Below are 16,136 nucleotides of genomic sequence, written 5' to 3'. Positions count from 1 at the left end.
ATCGAAGGCGATTTTTTATGAATCCTCACGGCAGTTTTCGCAGTATCCGAGAAAACTCACGCGGTGGTCCACCACTTTGAATTTGTGTTCCCGTTCGACTTTTTCTTCCAACGAGTCCAGCAAATCCTCAATCTCATAGAATCGATTGCATTTCAAACAAATCAAATGATGATGGTGATGGGGATGCTCTTCCGACCGGAATTCATACCGGGCCATCCCGTCGCCGAAGTTCAATTTCTCGATAATCTTAAGGTCACTCAATAAATCCAATGTTCGATAAACGGTAGCAAGGCCAATATCAGGAGCTTTTTGCTTGACGAGCATAAAAATTTCTTCCGCACTTAAATGGGCTTCTTCATTTTCCAGAAGGACTTTCAAAGTCGCTTCACGTTGCGGAGTAAGTTTAAATGACTTCGAATGCAGCTGCTCCTTTATTTGGTTAAGTCTTTCTTGCATCCGAAGAACCCCTCCTGAGACAGTTGCTGCGTAGAAGTTTCTCTTGGCTAAATTTCTTATCTCTATTATATGAAAAAGCACAAAGGGGTGTCAAACGCCTAGGCATTTCTCATCAGTTCCAGCAAACGGTCCAGGCTGTCCGGTTGGACAGGATCTTCCAGCGCTGCTTTGTTGCGGGTTATCTGGCCGCATTTTTTGCAGCGGTGCACGATCATATATCCTTTCTTACTGTGGGATTCCACATCAACCGGTTCCAGAATCCCTTTACATTCGGAAGCACGATCGCCCGGATTGATGTCCAGATGCAGGGAGTAAAAACATTCCGGACAATGGTTTCTGCACCCTCCCGCAAGGGGTTGTACCTCAACCCCGCACCAGATGCAAGTGAACGGTTCATTTCGCACGGTGAATTTGGATGTTTCGCTCATGTCAACTCGTCTCCTGCCAGATAATAAGACAAGTATAGCCTGAAGGCGGGCCGATTTCCACTTTCTACAGATGAGGGGTAATCATTTTCATTAAGAGCGGACTGACATACCCTTCTACAAACGACGCAAGCACCAGACAGACACCCAAGATCAACATCAAGATCGTGTACGACAGGAACTTCTGGTAGAGCGGCATATTTTGCGTAAACCGGGAACGTACAAGCATAAGAGAAAATGCAATCCCGGCAACCCCTGCAATAATCAGGGACGGTACGATCAGTAAATTCTGAGGAAGAACGGCCAAGATCGCAAATAGCAATCCTTTGCTCGCAAAGTTATCGACCAGAAACCCGACCGTAAAACCGATGGTAAAGCCCTTAAGAAACATCAGGACCACAATCAGAGGAAGGCCGATAATCGAAAGGCCCAAAATCCATATAAGTCCCAGCATTTTTAGATTGGTCGCGATTGAGTGCCACGTTACATAAGCTGAATCCGGTAATCGCTGATCGTTTACCAATCCAAAAAACCCTTTTAAGTAGTTGAACAGATCCGCTTTTTGACCGTCCGCCAGTGCATTTACCACAATTGCCCCAAATAAGACTCCTACAATGAATAGAACAATGGTATAAACAAATAATTTGGAATGCTCTTGAACATAACGTCCCGCAGCGACTTTCAGACTCCGAACCATATAAGGGCAACCTCCTTGTCCTGCTATCCCTACGACTATATGCAGGACAAGCACAAGTTATCACCAGAATCTATAAGAATAGCAAAAGGGGCCGAACAGCCCCTATTCCCTTAAGAGTTTTCCTTTTGGAATTGAATCATGAAGTCGCGCAATGCCTGACAAGCTTCGACCGGAACGGCATTGTACGTTGAAGCACGGCAGCCGCCGACCGAACGGTGACCGTTTAAGCCAACAAAACCGGCCTTTTTGGCCTCAGACAAGAACTTCTTTTCAAGTTCATCAGACTGCAATGTGAACGTAATGTTCATCAGTGAACGGCTGTCTTTCTCCGCATGGCCGCGATAGAAGTCATTGCTTGCATCAATCGCATCATAGATCAGTGCGGCTTTTTCCCGATTTCTTTGCTCGATTCCTTCAACTCCGCCCTGATCCTTCACCCATTTCAAGACTTCTCCCAGCATGTAGATCCCGAATGTGGGCGGCGTATTGTAGAGAGAATTGTTTTTCACATGAATGTCGTAGCGCAGCATGGTTGGAAGATTTTTGGCAGCCCGCTCAAGCATATCAGGCCGCAGAATTACAACTGTGACACCGGAAGGACCGAGATTCTTCTGGGCTCCCGCATAGATCAAGGCAAATTTTTCAACATCGACCGGTTTGCAAAGAATATCGCTGGACATATCGGCGATCAACGGAACGTCTCCCGTGTCCGGGAATTGCGACCACTGGGTTCCGAAGATTGTGTTGTTTGATGTAATGTGCAGGTAAGAAATATCTTTGTCGTAGTTCAGTTCATCGAACTGGGGAATCCGTTTGTAGTTTTCTTGTTTCGTGCTTGCCGCTTCGAAAACTTCACCGATCAGCTTTGCTTCTGCAAAAGCTTTTTCCGACCAAGCCCCAGTCATGACATATCCCGCTGATTTCCCCGCCTGCAGGAAATTCATGGGCACCATGCTGAATTGCAGGCTGGCTCCGCCCTGCAGGAAGAGAACATGATACCCTTCCGGAATTTTATACAGTTCCTTCAGCAATCGAATGGCTTCGTTATGAACTTCTTCATAGAGCGCACTGCGATGGCTGAGTTCCATGACAGACATGCCGGAACCGCGAAAATCGACCAGTTCTTCCTGGGCTTTCTGCAATACTGGCAACGGAAGCGCCGATGGGCCGGCGTTAAAGTTGTACGCGCGTTGTACCTGCTTAAGCATGGTCTTCTCCCCTTCTCTTCACTCAAAAATCAGAATAAAAAATCAGAAAAATTATAACTCCTATGATAGCACATGCATTTTGGGCTCATCCACTGAAATTTTTGTGTCTTCCGTCCTATCACTTTTACTGAACGACTTTCCCGTATCTCCCGCCCCCGCCTACTTCCACCTTTAAAGTTCCGTTTCTGGCACTGATGATATCCTTTGCAATCCGATCTCCGACTACTTCTGCAAGTTCCTCTACAGTCGCTTCATGCAAGATGTTCATTTCCGTTTGAAAAGCCGCCAGCAGCCGTTCCATGACTTTCTTCCCCACACCAGGGATGAACTCTAAAGGTATCTGGTATTGATAGACCGGCCGATGGGGCGGATGTTTCGGTTCGATACGGTCTGCAATTGCATAAATCCGATCGATGACCCCCCGGACAACATGCCCTCCCCCGCACATCGGACAGAGGAAAGCGGGCGGATCAGCCTGGACAACTTCATTGCAGTCCAGGCAGTACGTGCGGTGATATTTTCCCAATTGGGGAGCCAACCCGTAATTCGCAAGTACACGATGCCCCTCTTGCCGCAGAAGAGCTTTTTTTACATCCGAAAAGCTGGTTCCCCGGCTTGCGATTCGATTGTACTCGCGGCCGATTTTGGCAAGCGAATGGGCATCCGAATTCGATAAGTAAGTTAAATCGTCGTGTACAGAAAAAAGATCCGCCAGATCCGAGTCGGCTGAGAGGCCCAGTTCAAGTGCGGTCACCTTATTCAGGTCTAGCATCTCGCTCGCCTTCTCCACACAGTTCCCGTAAACACTTTTATGAGGTGTAAACGCATGGTTGATAATAAACATCCCACCAAGCTCAGCCGCAATATCCTGCAGTTCCCACGACGTGCAGCGGGCCCTTTGTGAGGAAAGAACCGGATTGGTTACTCTTCCCGCTAACCAGTTTGAGAATTCCTGCATCGTTTCCACATCCGGCATCCATATGCCAAAATGGGCAGCCCCCCCGTGTGGGCCGCTGGTTTCCACCTCTGCTCCCAGCAAAACGGTGGTTTTCTCCCGATAGGAAAGCCCCCCACCTGGAAGCGATACCAAGTCGCCGCTTGCAATCAAATCCCGAATCTCCTGCAGCACAGGCGGGGACACTGCGTCTATAATCCCGACAATATCGATCCCTTTCCGCTCAGCCGCTTCTTTTGCGATTTCAAAAAAACGAAGATCCCGGGAGGCGGTAATCTTTACCGCTTGGTTGTCCAATGTTCGGCCAATATGAATATGTAAATCGAGAAAATACGAATTCATTCTTTGCCCGCCTTGGCCAGTTCTTTCATCCACCAATACAGGGCGGTAATCGTCTTCGCATCCGCAATCTCATCTGTTGCGAGAAGCCGTTCCACTTCGGCCCGATCCGCCTTCATCAAATCAAGAAATTCATCCGCATCCAACTGCTGCTCTCCCATGGTTAATCCGGTCGCCACGTACAAATGAATCAGTTCGTCTGCAAATCCCGGCGATGTGAACATGGAGTGCAAATGGCGCCAATTCTCCGCCCGATACCCCGTTTCTTCCAACAGTTCCCGTTTCGCACACTCTGCCGGATCCTCGCCCGGCTCTAGTTTGCCTGCCGGAATTTCGACGAGTGACCGGCCACAAGCTTTACGAAATTGCCGTACCAGAATCACCCGGTTTTCGTTTGTAATTGCAAGAATGGCAACCGCCCCCGGGTGGCGGACGATCTCGCGTGTCGCTTGTTTTCCGTTCGGTAATGTAACGGTATCGATTTGAAGCGAAATGATTTTGCCTTCAAAAATCTTTTTGGTGGAAACCGTGGGTTCTTGCAAATGCTTATCGTCCATGCATAACGCCCCTCTCCATACGGGAATACTTGTCCAATCTCTGAATACAGTAGTAACACACAACTATCAAAAAACGCTATGAATTCTTAAGTTATTTTAACTTGGGTCCCCATCAAAGTACTCGGAATAAGCAGCAGAGCTTCACGTCACTTTGATGGGAGATCTTTAGGAGTGACCCGTGTGAAAACCTATCTGACTGCTTCCAGTCTGCGTATTGTCGGCAAGGCGTGGCAAGTTCGGGCTGCCCTGCGTAAATTCTCCGACAGCAAAGTTACGTTGCAAGCATATCTGGAAATGCAGTGTCGCCCCCAGTCTCGAAACCGGAATTAATGAATTCTGCTGCAAGGATTCCCGCGGCAGCCGCAGCCTTAAAAAAAGGCTGTTCTTCTGGAAGAGTTCGCCCCATTGTTGATAGCTTCAAATCATAACAGGCGGATGCCTGGTTGATGATCGAACCGTCTCGGATTTTGATCGTATGTTTCGAGACAAGGTCATGTTCCCAAAGCTGCTTCCTGATCGTTTCCATTTGGTCGCGGGCGAGCACCGGAATGGGGACAACGGCTTTTGCCAGAGCTACTCGTCCTAACGCGGTTAGTGAATGATGGCTGATCCCCTGGTGCCTCCTACGGGAGTCCGTAAAAGAGATGCGCGGACAAGCAATCGAATAGCCGCCGAGGCTTGCAACCGCGTTCACCACCTGGCCCTGTTCAATTCCTGTATGTCCGAACCGAGTTCCCGTTCCCACAATACCCGGCCCCATCGTCACGATCGCAATATCTGCCTCCAGCACATGCTTCGCGGCCAGAAGACCGGAATACAGATTCACCGCTTCAAGATCTCCGCCATACGCATGACCGACTGTCACCGTACCACAGATTAATCCCTTTTCTTTCAATTCCGCCACCGCTCGAGAAAACGCAATCGGTAATGCACCACCGTCTGTCATCACATAAGCCACCCGTGGCTTCCGGTAGCCTAGGGAAGCACCCGCAGCAGCAAATGAAATAGTTGCCGCGATTGCTGGAAGCATGGAATGAAGCTCTGCCGAAATCACAATCATATTTTCAACTGAATCCTTATCCCGAATTGATTCATATGCGGGATGACTTGGTTCCTCGCAGCTATGTACCCGGATTTGTCCGGGCGTATAGCGCAATTTCATAATATGTCCGGTACCCGGGCTCTCGTGACCCTCACAAGGCAGTACAAAATGGTATCCTCCGGTTCCTAATTCCAAACGGACAGCGGTAGTATTCAGCCAAACCGAATCGCCGGGAACAACAGGGATGGACAGATCCGTATATTGGATCGCCCGCTCTTCGTTGCCTCCCACCAATACTGCCAATTCCTGAATTCCGGAACGTTTCGAAATGATCCGAAGAACTTCTCCCTGCTCAATGCGAATCATCTGTGAACCTCCGCGCCTGCACGTTCAACAACCGTTTCCACTATACCCAGCACCAACTGGGAAGCCTGAACCAAATCTTTTACCGAAACCGATTCTTCGACGGTATGGTCTTTAGATGCCCCTACCCCTAAATTCACACAAGGAATGCCTGCCGCATTAAAAATATTTGTATCACTTCCCCCGCCTCTCGGGGCTAGCTGAGGGTTCATCCCGGCCTTGCGGGCACCTTCAAATGCGATTTGCACCACCTCGTCACTCTCGGTTAATTGAAAGCCCGAATAGATCTGTTGTTCTTCCATTTCAAAACGGGCACCCACTTTTTCACATGCCATTGCAAACGCCGTCTGGATCTTCGCAATCTCCCATGAGAGCTTTTCTTTGTTGCGGCTTCGCACCTCACCCCAAAGTTCCACATAATCACAAACAATGTTTGTCTTCTCGCCGCCTTTTATTACACCGATATTAACAGTTGTCTCTTCATCAATGCGTCCCATTTGGACCTTAGACAGACCGTGCCCGGCAGCAGCAATGGCGCTGACGCCATCTTCGGGATTCACTCCGGAGTGTGCCGCTTTTCCGTAAATCTTGATTGAAAAATCGATCTCAGTTGGGGAGGCACCGATCACTACATTCGGCGGGCCTCCGGAATCCATGACAAACCCGAATTTTGCCCGAAGATTCTTCTTGTCCAACAGCCGGGCACCATTTAACCCTGTTTCCTCCGCAATTGTAAACACAAATTCCAAATCTCCATGGGGCAATCGGTTCTCCTGTATGATTTGGGCGACTTCCAGAAGCGCCGCAATTCCGGCTTTGTCATCCGCCCCCAGAATCGTCCTCCCATCGGTACGAATCACTCCATCCTGAATACTGGCCTTAACCCCTTTATTCGAAACCACCGTATCCATGTGAGCGGCAAATAGAACGGGGGACGCCTCCTGGACGGTGCCCTTTTTTCGAGCAATCAAATTGCCGGCAAAACGGATCGTTTCCGCTCCTCTCATGTCTCCCAGCGTTTGAAGCAGGTCTCGGCCTGCATCGTCCTCTGCCACCTCAAATCCCAATGATGCAAGCTCTTTCTTCAGATAGTCAGCCATTTCCCGCTCGTGTGACGAGGGAGAATCAATTTGCACCATTTGCAGAAATCGATCCACAAGCCGTTTTTCGTTCACATCGGCCATCCGCATATTCCTCCTAGTCATAAACACAATCAGGAATAGTATGCACAAAATGCCAGAGGCCGAATCGTATAGGATTCAGCCTCTTTCAGATCTTATATGCTTTGCTGCTGTTTGCGGATTACGTCATAAAACCACATGGGATCCTCAATGTCAGCATGCCGTTTTTCAGCCTCATAGAGAAAGAAATGAATCAATAGCAAGGCATCCAGTTCATGCAAGGAAAGTACCCCACGGATTCCATACTCCTTCGCTACATCCATGCGTATACGCTGTCCTTCTTCATCCCGGTTGCCCAGAAGCCTTCCAAACAGAATGGCATGCATCAGATGAGGATGAATCGTATACGGAATGTTTCTCCGGTCTTCCATCCAGCGAATCGTTCGACCTTCTACGGGATGCGCGTGAGTCCTTTCAATCAAAATTCGATCAGGCGGGTTATGGCGGAAGATTCGATCAAGTACGAATCGAAGCTCCTTTTCCCGGAAAAACCCGCGTTCAAGGACCACAACCGGTCTTTTCCTCCCTTCCCAGCGAATGTACATTAAACCAGTCAAATGTCCAGGATCCAGGGCGAGGATGTTCACGTTGCATCCCTACTTTTCATGGAATTGGTGGTTCGGGTCATACTGATTAATAAGCGAGAAAGGAGGTTTTTTATGAGTAATGTAATTGTAAAACCAATGTCAGGCAGCGAACAATTCGAAGAGTTCGGAATTTTCCTCGATGAGGGACAGATCGGAAATCTGTTTGTTCACTACAATCGAGGGACTGCAACTGTCGATGGCTCGGTATATTTGACAAGCGATCAATCCAAAGACCAATTCTTGACCGAATGCAGTGAGGAACTATTTCCGGAATTACTCAATCGCGGTGTACACGAAATCAACAGCATGGGTCTTACGATCTACCAAAACCAGCAGATTCATCAAGAAGAACTGCCCTCACCCACCTTCCGTTACGGCCATCCAAACAGCTGGTGAAGCTTTTCTTATTTTAAGTATATACAAAATCGAGGCCGATTGGTACGGGCTAAAAGTACCAGCCTGTCCATCGGCTGTCATTGAATCTGACATGCAGCTTGCAGGTTATATTTCCGGAAGTTCATCAGTTTCGTCGTGATATGGTTCCAGGATTTCTATTTCAGACCTGTGTGTACTGAATCCAATCCAGAGCAAAGCGTCGTCAAGGGTGTTAAATGTCAAAACCAGGTCCTCTTGCTGAATATGCCATTGATCCGTTGTCTTCCCGATTCTGTCTGAATGTGACAAATTCATTTTCACGCCTCTTCGAAAAAAGGAAACGGAACGTTCTTGTTCTGCGATTGCCCTTAACCTGGGAAAAACTTTTCTCATCATATCTCCCCGCTTTCGTACGATTGAAAGAAGCCCATAAGAGGATGGCTGTCCCCTTATGGGCTCAAATTGAAACGGTCTGGCTCAAATCGGGTTGCGTTAAAATACACTCACTGCGTTGATTCGGTTAATCGCGATGCGTACGAGTCCTGGGAACCCATTGAAGTTTGTGAGCAATACAGTTCCGGCCTGGAACCCTTGGAAAACTCCGAATGCGGGGGGTTGATCATCATACTGCAAGGTTACTCGAGTACCGGGGCTAAGTGTCAACAAGAAACGGCCTGCTCCAGTCATTCCACCAAACGAATAACCACCGCACCAGCCGCTGAAACCATCATACATGCTTTTTTCCTCCTTTCCCTCATTGTTGCTTTATACTATTCGTTCCTTGTAAAAATTGAATAGATGAATAGACTGAGAAATCAGTGGAATTTCAGGGTTCCAAATAAAAAACCTCCTGTGATGGAGGTAGATTGATAACTTAATGCGTTTATTTTTTTTTCTTTTTCATCGATTTTTTTTCTTGCGGAAACAACTGACCGCAAAACTGACGACATTTTTTCTCGCAATTTGCGCCTCCGCCGCAAAAACGTTTACAGTTCTCCATACATTCGGAATAGGATTTAAATTGGCGAATTTCACCCGATTTTGCCATAAAAAGACCTCCCCATACCGTTCTCTACAATAACAAATGCCATAGACAACAGAATGGAAAGGTACAAACGTGTACTGACGCTCAAAAAAGGGTATTGTTGAGAAATATCATTCATAAAGTAGTAACATGGGTTTGGTATACGGGACTTCGTGAGTGTCTGATTCGGTTAATCGCGATGCGTACGAGTCCGCCAAACCCATTTTAGTTTTCCTTATGATTTTTCCTGATGATCCCGTTACATTTCCTGAGTAATTGCAACCATCAATCTGGCTGCCTGCTCAAGATCATCCAATCGGATAAATTCGTCAACCGTATGTATCTTTTCATACCCGATTGCAAGATTCACTGTCGGGACACCCAGACCGTTCAGTACGTTCGCATCGCTGCCACCACCGGACGAAACGGTAGACGGTTCAAAGCCCAACGCTTTCGCGGCACGTTTTGCAATCTGGACAACCTCATCCTCATCCTCGAATTGAAATGCGGGATACATCCGGGTAATCTCAACTTCCGCCCGTCCCCCTGCTTCTTGTGCAGTCTGTTCGAAAGTTGACTTCATATGTTCCAATTGGGCATCCAGCTTTCTTTGCGCCAAACTGCGCGCTTCTGCCACAATTTCAGCCCGTTCGGGTACAATATTAGTGGCAACCCCACCGTTAAACATCCCTATATTTGCTGTTGTTTCCTGATCGATACGACCAAGCTTCATGCGAGAAATTGCAGTGCTTGCAACCTTAATTGCGGAAATGCCCGCCTCCGGGTTCACACCCGCATGTGCGGTTCGTCCGTGAATCACGACTTCGACTTTTGCTTGGGAAGGGCCTTGTGTCACGATCTGTCCAACAGATCCGTTACTGTCGAACGCGAAACCAAAATCAGCGTCTTTTATCAGGTCGCCGTTCAAATGCCGGGATCCTAACAACCCTATTTCTTCTCCCATGGTAAACAGTAGAATCAGATTTCCGTGCGGAAGTTTCTGTTCGTCCAAAACCCGAACCATTTCCAGGAGCCCGGCAACACCTGCTTTGTCATCGGCACCAAGAACCGTTGTGCCGTCTGAGGTAATCCGGTCTTCCAAGACCTGAGGTTTGATTCCTTTTCCCGGCTGTACGGTATCCATATGACAGGTAAACAGGATTGTCGGTTTCCTTTGATCCCCTTGGAGACGGCAAATCAGGTTGCCTGTGTTTCCGCCCACTTTTGCTCCGGTGTCATCCTCGTGGATTTCAAACCCGTATGGCTTAAGCTTGGCAATCAACGTATCCGCCATTCGGCGCTCATCCCGCGAATGGCTGTCGATTTGCACCAATTCGATAAATTCCTGAATCAGCCGATCCCGATTTACAGCTACCATTTTGTCCGCCCCTTCATTTGATTCGCAGCCTCCCGATACGAGTGTCCCCGCTCGCCTTCCCGATCGTACAGATAGGCCAACCGGGCCTGTTTGCTGTCAAGGTGGGAAGATACACGGGCTGCGATCTGCAATCTGCGTCCCGATTCCCGCCAACCGGTCCGTTCTCCTCTTGATTCCAAGAACTTGGTTTCATGGCGCTTTAAAGGTCGCCAAAACCAATCTGCAAAGATCGAACCTTCGTCCAATTCCTGGACCTCTTCTACATTCATTGCTTCATCTTCTCGAAGTGCCACGGTTTTTCCTCCTATAGCGGTATGTTTCCATGCTTTTTAGGCGGTCTTGTATCCCTCTTGTTGCGTAACAGCTCAAGCGCCTCTTTCAATTTTAAGCGCGTCTCCCTAGGATCAATCACATCATCGATCATGCCGGCTGCAGCCGCCACGTACGGATTCGCAAATTTTTCTTTGTACTCGGCAATTTTAGCTGCTCGTGTGGCAACCGGGTCTTCACTTTCGGCTATTTCTTTTGCAAAGATAATATTGGCTGCTCCTTCCGGCCCCATGACTGCGACTTCACCGGTAGGCCACGCGTAAACCAGATCGGCACCGATTGCCTTCGAGTTCATTGCCACGTAAGCTCCGCCGTACGCCTTGCGAAGAATGACCGTGATCTTCGGGACCGTTGCTTCCGAATACGCATAGAGGATCTTCGCCCCGTGACGGATAATTCCGCCATGCTCCTGCTTAACGCCGGGAATAAAGCCGGTAACGTCCTCAAATGTAATCAGCGGGATATTGAACGCATCGCAGAAACGAATGAAACGTGCAATTTTATCGGAGGAATCAATGTCTAAACCGCCCGCCATATATTTCGGCTGGTTCGCAATAATGCCAACTGACTGACCGTCAATCCGGGCAAATCCTACCACCGCATTTTTTGCGAACGTGGCTTGTACCTCCATAAAATCCCCGTCATCAACGATCAGATGAATGACATCCCGTACATCATACACCTTGGTTCCATCAACCGGGACCGCTTCCAGCAAATCTTCGATCCATCCGTCATCTTCAGGTGGTGCCACTCTCGGCGGATCCTCCATATTGTTCTCCGGCAGGAATGACAGCAGACGGCGAACTTCATTCAAAACATCCTCTTCAGACGCCCCGGTAAAATGGGCCACACCTGATACGCTGGACTGTACTTTCGCCCCGCCCAAGTCCTCCGACGAAATTTTCTCGCCCGTCACCGTTTCGATGACCTTGGGACCCGTAATAAACATTTGCGAAGTTTTCTCCACCATAAAGATGAAATCGGTAATCGCAGGCGAATACACCGCGCCCCCTGCACAAGGACCCATGATCACGGAAATTTGCGGAACTACCCCCGAATAGATCGCATTTCGATAGAAAATATGCCCGTACCCATCGAGTGAGATTACACCTTCCTGTATCCTTGCACCGCCCGAGTCATTCAGCCCAATGATGGGGGCGCCGTTCTTTGCAGCCAAATCCATAATGGTTGCAATTTTCTTTGCGTGCATCTCGCCCAGAGCGCCGCCGAATACGGTGAAATCCTGGGCAAATACATAAACAAGCCGGCCATTGATCTTCCCCCAACCGGTTACAACACCTTCACCGGGTGCTTCCACTTCATCCATGCCGAAATGGGAAGCCCGATGCTCGATAAACGGGTTCAGCTCCCGAAAGGTTCCTTCATCCAGAAGAATCTCAATCCGTTCTCTTGCAGTCAGCTTTCCTTTGTCATGCTGTTGAGCGATTCGCCTGTCCCCGCCGCCCAGCTCAACTTTTCGGCGCCGTTCTTGCATGTCTCTGATTTTGCTTTCCACTCGCATGACCTCCAAATAAACTCTGATAAACAACTATTCAATACGCTGGCAGTACTCAGTCAACACACCGAATGTATCCTTCGGGTGCAGAAAAGCGATTAGTTTTCCATGCCCGCCCGGACGCGGTTTCTCGTCAATCAATCGAATCCCGGCCGCTTTCGCTTCCGCAAGCTTTGCCTCGATATCATCTACAGCATAAGCCACGTGATGAATGCCGAGCCCTTTTTTCTGAAGAAAAACAGCAATTGGACTATCCGGTGCTGTCGGTTCCAGCAGCTCTACCGTACTCTCGCCGACCTGCAAAAACACAGCCCGCACCTTTTGGTCCTCAATAATTTCTTCATGCACGATGCGGAGACCGATTGGCCCCTCGTATAGAGGGAGTGTCCGTTCTATGCTGTCGACAGCGATTCCGAGATGGTCAATTTTTAAAGGTGCTGTCATGAGGCAGAACCCCGCTTCACATTCTTTCGGATAAAATCGGCCGTTTCCTGAATCGGAGTCCCCGGTGTAAAGATTGCTGCGATCCCCGCCTGCAGCAGTCCCGGAATATCTTCATCCGGGATCACTCCGCCACCGATCACCAAAATATCCTCAATCCCCTCGGCCTTTAACAGACGTACAACCTCCGGAAACAATTCCATATGGGCACCCGAGAGCGATGACAACCCGATGCAGTCCACATCTTCCTGGATGGCAGCAGCCACAATCTGTTCAGGCGTCTGCCGCAAGCCGGTATAAATCACTTCCATCCCCGCATCACGCAGCCCCTGGGCAATCACTAAAGCGCCGCGGTCGTGCCCGTCAAGTCCCGGTTTTGCCACCAGCACTCGAATCTTATGTTCCATTTGAATTCTCCCCTTTTTCAAAGCGGAAATTCTCCGCATTCTGAACGAGCATTCAGTCGGTGAAACACCCCGAAAAATTTTAGAATAAAGATGGTCGATATTCTCCAAATACGGATCGCATCACATTACAGATTTCGCCCGTTGTTGCATACGCTCTCACCGCATCCAGGATATAAGGCATCAGATTATCCTGTCCTTCTGCGGCCTGCTTCAATGCCTGCAGACGTTTTTGTACTTCCTCATTGTTGCGTTCCGACCGAAGCTTCGCCAAACGCTCTGCCTGGATCCGCCCTAATTCCGGATTGACTCGAAGAAGTTCCGGCTGGGGTTCATTTTCCAATTTAAACTTATTCATGCCAACCACGGTTTCTTTGCCTGACTCGATTGCCATTTGAGTCTGATAGGACGAATTTTGGATTTCGCGCTGCATATAGCCCTGCTCGATTGCTGCCACCGCGCCGCCCATTTCATCGATTTTTTCAATATATTCCCAGACACGTTTCTCAATTTCATCGGTTAACGATTCGATATAATAAGATCCTCCAAGTGGATCTGCCGTATCTGCCACGCCACTCTCATATGCAATGATTTGTTGGGTTCGCAAAGCAATTCGGGCAGAATCCTCTGTTGGAAGTGCCAACGCCTCATCCCGCGAGTTGGTATGCAAGCTTTGGGTACCTCCTAAAACTGCCGAAAGCGCTTGGATCGTTACCCGTACAATATTATTGTCAGGTTGTTGCGCCGTTAGCGTAGAACCGCCTGTTTGCGTATGAAACCGGAGCTGCCAGGACTTCGGATCTTCCGCCTTGAAGCGGTTGCGGATGATTTTCGCCCAAATCCGTCTTGCCGCCCGGAATTTCGCAATCTCTTCAAAGAAATTATTATGTGCGTTAAAGAAAAAAGAGAGTCGCGGTGCAAATTTGTCAACCGGAAGCCCTGCATCTATGGCTGCCTGTACATAGGCAATTGCATTTGACAGCGTAAAAGCCACTTCCTGTACTGCTGTGGAACCGGCTTCCCGAATGTGATACCCGGAGATCGAGATTGTATTCCAGTTCGGAACTTTGTCAGCGCAGTACTCGAATATGTTTGTAATCAGCCGCATGGAAGGCTTGGGCGGGTAAATATAGGTTCCTCGCGCCACGTACTCTTTCAAAATATCGTTCTGAATGGTACCTGTAAGTTTATCGGAAGAAACACCCTGCTTTTCCCCAACTGCAATATACATCGCCAACAATACGGAAGCGGGTGCATTGATTGTCATCGACGTACTTACTTTATCAAGCGGAATCCCCTTGAACAAAGTTTCCATATCCTGCAAGGAGGAGATGGAGACCCCCACTTTTCCGACTTCGCCGCGAGCCATTGAATCATCCGCGTCATACCCAATCTGAGTCGGCAGGTCGAATGCGGTGGACAAACCGGTCTGACCTTGTTTGAGCAGATAACGGAACCGCTCGTTTGTTTCTTCTGCCGAACCGAATCCCGCATACTGGCGCATGGTCCAGTAACGGCCGCGATACATGGTCGGTTGAATGCCCCGTGTATACGGATATTCGCCCGGAAATCCCAGCTTTTCCAAGTATTCTTGCTGTTCCTGCCCTTTTGGCGTATAAAGACGCTGTACCTCAATGTCGCTTGAAGTGGCAAAACGTTCTTTTCGCTCCGGAAATTTTGTAACCGCTTTCTTTACTTTTTCTTGCCAAGCCGCCAGTTTCTCCTGAAACTCTGACACAGAGCCCCCTCCTGCCTGTTACGAATTTTGGTTCGATTGTGTCCGTTTTTTGAAACCATTATAACATACCGAGTGTTCAGTTACATGTCCCACCATAAAAAAGAGGGCCTATTTAGCCCTCCACACTTCTTCTTTTCAGTTGGATTTGTTTCCACCATTTTGGCTTGGGCCGTACCGGATGCAGCAAATACACACTGAGAGCGATAAACAGCAGGATTAGTAAAGGAATCACCGTGAAGAAAATTGGCCAGGGATTGGTAATCCAAAGTTCTACTGACGTGTGCGTTGTATAAATGCCCCGATCCTCGAATAATCGCACCAGCATTAAAAACGGGCTCATTCCTTCGGCAATCACAGGGACACTATTAATATAAGGATTGTTATCCAAGAAAGGATGGTTGGGAAAACGGGAACCGTTCCAAAAATAGCTTTGAAAAACTTGGGAAACAAAAGGCGGAGCTGCCAGAAAGCCAAATACACTGCCATAGGATATAACGGTACTCACACTGGTTCTCTTAAACCAAACGGAGCATAGCACTCCGAATGAGCCGCAGATTAAAACAGTAAGAATGAAAAAACCAAATGCACCCAGCAGTTGGAGAGGAGATACACCGCCGTACAGCAGCACCATTGCATATAAAGGGCATGGTGGAAACGATAAGCAAAACGATAAAAGCAACGGAAGTCATCAATTTGCTGACCACTATGGAGGTCGGAGAGAGCTGGGTTGTCAGCAGAATATTCAGTGTCTGCCTTCCCGTTCCCCGCTCACTGTGCCAGCTTAATCCCGGTGCCACAAAAGCAATTAATCCCATTTGCAGAGCCGATAGGGCCATAATTAAACTTTTGGTCTGTCCAAGCTGAATATATCCGTCACGATAAAACTCTTCGTACATGACGAAGAATATAAAACCGCTCATAATCAGCAAATACAAAGTGATAATCAGAGGCGTTTTCGGAGTTCTCCATCGTTGACGAAACTCTTTTACTAACACCGGATTTGAAAAAACGGTCAACAGCCGGTTCATGATCCCACCCCCTTTGTGATAGCTAAGACTCTCGGAATTAAAATTTCCTTACAGGCTCTAGTCTCTTGACTAGGGCCATTTATTGTTTCACC

General features: G+C 48.5%; 20 protein-coding genes. 1 reads left to right on the top strand and 19 read right to left on the bottom strand.

Annotation, left to right across the window (positions count from 1 at the left end; translation table 11 throughout):
* Positions 1-15: 15 nt before the first annotated feature.
* From fur to ACFO8Q_RS07565, 9 genes are all read right to left on the bottom strand, one after another.
* Positions 16-456, bottom strand: a complete 441-nt coding sequence (gene fur / locus ACFO8Q_RS07605) for a ferric iron uptake transcriptional regulator (RefSeq protein ID WP_380025169.1) — start codon at positions 454-456, stop codon at positions 16-18.
* Positions 457-554: 98 nt separating this feature from the next.
* On the bottom strand, positions 555-884 hold the full coding sequence (locus ACFO8Q_RS07600) for an RNHCP domain-containing protein (RefSeq protein WP_380025168.1): 330 nt from the start codon (positions 882-884) through the stop codon (positions 555-557).
* A gap of 64 nt (positions 885-948) precedes the next feature.
* Positions 949-1,578, bottom strand: a complete 630-nt coding sequence (spoIIM, locus tag ACFO8Q_RS07595; RefSeq protein WP_380025167.1) for a stage II sporulation protein M — start codon at positions 1,576-1,578, stop codon at positions 949-951.
* Between the two features lie 110 nt (positions 1,579-1,688).
* Positions 1,689-2,786 carry a 3-phosphoserine/phosphohydroxythreonine transaminase gene (serC, locus tag ACFO8Q_RS07590; RefSeq protein ID WP_380025166.1) on the bottom strand — a complete coding sequence of 366 codons (1,098 nt, stop codon included), beginning with the start codon at positions 2,784-2,786 and terminating at the stop codon, positions 1,689-1,691.
* 124 nt (positions 2,787-2,910) lie between these two features.
* Positions 2,911-4,083, bottom strand: a complete 1,173-nt coding sequence (locus ACFO8Q_RS07585) for an endonuclease Q family protein (protein WP_380025165.1) — start codon at positions 4,081-4,083, stop codon at positions 2,911-2,913.
* Entirely contained in the window at positions 4,080-4,637 is a 558-nt protein-coding gene (locus ACFO8Q_RS07580; protein WP_380025164.1) for an NUDIX domain-containing protein, read from the bottom strand. The genes ACFO8Q_RS07585 and ACFO8Q_RS07580 overlap by 4 nt, the downstream gene beginning before the upstream one ends.
* Before the next feature lie 271 nt (positions 4,638-4,908).
* Positions 4,909-6,045 (bottom strand): DUF3866 family protein, encoded by a 1,137-nt coding sequence (locus ACFO8Q_RS07575; RefSeq protein ID WP_380025163.1) that lies wholly within the window; start codon positions 6,043-6,045, stop codon positions 4,909-4,911.
* Positions 6,042-7,226: a M20/M25/M40 family metallo-hydrolase gene (locus ACFO8Q_RS07570; RefSeq protein WP_380025162.1), complete on the bottom strand. Its 1,185-nt coding sequence runs from the start codon at positions 7,224-7,226 to the stop codon at positions 6,042-6,044. The genes ACFO8Q_RS07575 and ACFO8Q_RS07570 overlap by 4 nt, the downstream gene beginning before the upstream one ends.
* Before the next feature lie 92 nt (positions 7,227-7,318).
* On the bottom strand, positions 7,319-7,810 hold the full coding sequence (locus ACFO8Q_RS07565; RefSeq protein WP_380025161.1) for a hypothetical protein: 492 nt from the start codon (positions 7,808-7,810) through the stop codon (positions 7,319-7,321).
* A gap of 72 nt (positions 7,811-7,882) precedes the next feature.
* Between ACFO8Q_RS07565 and ACFO8Q_RS07560 the strand changes: the two genes are divergently transcribed.
* Positions 7,883-8,206 carry a hypothetical protein gene (locus ACFO8Q_RS07560; protein ID WP_380025160.1) on the top strand — a complete coding sequence of 108 codons (324 nt, stop codon included), beginning with the start codon at positions 7,883-7,885 and terminating at the stop codon, positions 8,204-8,206.
* 471 nt (positions 8,207-8,677) lie between these two features.
* Here ACFO8Q_RS07560 and ACFO8Q_RS07555 read toward each other — a convergent pair whose 3' ends face one another.
* The 10 genes from ACFO8Q_RS07555 to ACFO8Q_RS07510 form a co-directional block, all read right to left on the bottom strand.
* Entirely contained in the window at positions 8,678-8,920 is a 243-nt protein-coding gene (locus ACFO8Q_RS07555) for a hypothetical protein (RefSeq protein ID WP_380025158.1), read from the bottom strand.
* A gap of 148 nt (positions 8,921-9,068) precedes the next feature.
* The gene (locus tag ACFO8Q_RS07550; RefSeq protein WP_380025156.1) at positions 9,069-9,233 is read right to left on the bottom strand and encodes a hypothetical protein; all 165 of its coding nucleotides are present in this window, start codon (positions 9,231-9,233) and stop codon (positions 9,069-9,071) included.
* Positions 9,234-9,468: 235 nt separating this feature from the next.
* Positions 9,469-10,587 (bottom strand): M20/M25/M40 family metallo-hydrolase, encoded by a 1,119-nt coding sequence (locus tag ACFO8Q_RS07545; protein ID WP_380025155.1) that lies wholly within the window; start codon positions 10,585-10,587, stop codon positions 9,469-9,471.
* The gene (locus tag ACFO8Q_RS07540; protein ID WP_380025154.1) at positions 10,581-10,880 is read right to left on the bottom strand and encodes a hypothetical protein; all 300 of its coding nucleotides are present in this window, start codon (positions 10,878-10,880) and stop codon (positions 10,581-10,583) included. Before ACFO8Q_RS07540 ends, ACFO8Q_RS07545 begins: the two co-directional genes overlap by 7 nt.
* Before the next feature lie 11 nt (positions 10,881-10,891).
* Positions 10,892-12,439, bottom strand: a complete 1,548-nt coding sequence (locus ACFO8Q_RS07535; protein WP_380025152.1) for an acyl-CoA carboxylase subunit beta — start codon at positions 12,437-12,439, stop codon at positions 10,892-10,894.
* A 27-nt stretch (positions 12,440-12,466) separates the two neighbouring features.
* The gene (gene mce, locus ACFO8Q_RS07530; RefSeq protein WP_380025150.1) at positions 12,467-12,877 is read right to left on the bottom strand and encodes a methylmalonyl-CoA epimerase; all 411 of its coding nucleotides are present in this window, start codon (positions 12,875-12,877) and stop codon (positions 12,467-12,469) included.
* On the bottom strand, positions 12,874-13,281 hold the full coding sequence (locus tag ACFO8Q_RS07525) for a cobalamin B12-binding domain-containing protein (RefSeq protein WP_380025148.1): 408 nt from the start codon (positions 13,279-13,281) through the stop codon (positions 12,874-12,876). The genes mce and ACFO8Q_RS07525 overlap by 4 nt, the downstream gene beginning before the upstream one ends.
* A gap of 79 nt (positions 13,282-13,360) precedes the next feature.
* Complete coding sequence (locus ACFO8Q_RS07520; RefSeq protein WP_380025147.1) at positions 13,361-15,016, bottom strand: acyl-CoA mutase large subunit family protein; 1,656 nt, start codon at positions 15,014-15,016, stop codon at positions 13,361-13,363.
* 112 nt (positions 15,017-15,128) lie between these two features.
* Positions 15,129-15,521, bottom strand: coding sequence for a hypothetical protein (locus ACFO8Q_RS07515; RefSeq protein ID WP_380025146.1), 393 nt, complete (start codon positions 15,519-15,521; stop codon positions 15,129-15,131).
* 10 nt (positions 15,522-15,531) lie between these two features.
* Positions 15,532-16,044, bottom strand: coding sequence for an ABC transporter permease (locus tag ACFO8Q_RS07510; protein WP_380025145.1), 513 nt, complete (start codon positions 16,042-16,044; stop codon positions 15,532-15,534).
* Positions 16,045-16,136 lie beyond the last annotated feature (92 nt).

This window comes from Effusibacillus consociatus (assembly GCF_042652925.1).
Lineage (GTDB): Bacteria > Bacillota > Bacilli > Tumebacillales > Effusibacillaceae > Effusibacillus > Effusibacillus consociatus.
This window is presented reverse-complemented; position numbering and strand designations above follow the sequence as displayed.

Bases quoted from the DNA above. Each gene is read 5' to 3' on its own strand.
- fur (WP_380025169.1), bottom strand. From the start codon at position 456: ATGCAAGAAAGACTTAACCAAATAAAGGAGCAGCTGCATTCGAAGTCA.
- ACFO8Q_RS07600 (WP_380025168.1), bottom strand. From the start codon at position 884: ATGAGCGAAACATCCAAATTCACCGTGCGAAATGAACCGTTCACTTGC.
- spoIIM (WP_380025167.1), bottom strand. From the start codon at position 1,578: ATGGTTCGGAGTCTGAAAGTCGCTGCGGGACGTTATGTTCAAGAGCAT.
- serC (WP_380025166.1), bottom strand. From the start codon at position 2,786: ATGCTTAAGCAGGTACAACGCGCGTACAACTTTAACGCCGGCCCATCG.
- ACFO8Q_RS07585 (WP_380025165.1), bottom strand. From the start codon at position 4,083: ATGAATTCGTATTTTCTCGATTTACATATTCATATTGGCCGAACATTG.
- ACFO8Q_RS07580 (WP_380025164.1), bottom strand. From the start codon at position 4,637: ATGGACGATAAGCATTTGCAAGAACCCACGGTTTCCACCAAAAAGATT.
- ACFO8Q_RS07575 (WP_380025163.1), bottom strand. From the start codon at position 6,045: ATGATTCGCATTGAGCAGGGAGAAGTTCTTCGGATCATTTCGAAACGT.
- ACFO8Q_RS07570 (WP_380025162.1), bottom strand. From the start codon at position 7,226: ATGGCCGATGTGAACGAAAAACGGCTTGTGGATCGATTTCTGCAAATG.
- ACFO8Q_RS07560 (WP_380025160.1), top strand. From the start codon at position 7,883: ATGAGTAATGTAATTGTAAAACCAATGTCAGGCAGCGAACAATTCGAA.
- ACFO8Q_RS07555 (WP_380025158.1), bottom strand. From the start codon at position 8,920: ATGTATGATGGTTTCAGCGGCTGGTGCGGTGGTTATTCGTTTGGTGGA.
- ACFO8Q_RS07550 (WP_380025156.1), bottom strand. From the start codon at position 9,233: ATGGCAAAATCGGGTGAAATTCGCCAATTTAAATCCTATTCCGAATGT.
- ACFO8Q_RS07545 (WP_380025155.1), bottom strand. From the start codon at position 10,587: ATGGTAGCTGTAAATCGGGATCGGCTGATTCAGGAATTTATCGAATTG.
- ACFO8Q_RS07535 (WP_380025152.1), bottom strand. From the start codon at position 12,439: ATGCGAGTGGAAAGCAAAATCAGAGACATGCAAGAACGGCGCCGAAAA.
- mce (WP_380025150.1), bottom strand. From the start codon at position 12,877: ATGACAGCACCTTTAAAAATTGACCATCTCGGAATCGCTGTCGACAGC.
- ACFO8Q_RS07525 (WP_380025148.1), bottom strand. From the start codon at position 13,281: ATGGAACATAAGATTCGAGTGCTGGTGGCAAAACCGGGACTTGACGGG.
- ACFO8Q_RS07510 (WP_380025145.1), bottom strand. From the start codon at position 16,044: ATGAACCGGCTGTTGACCGTTTTTTCAAATCCGGTGTTAGTAAAAGAG.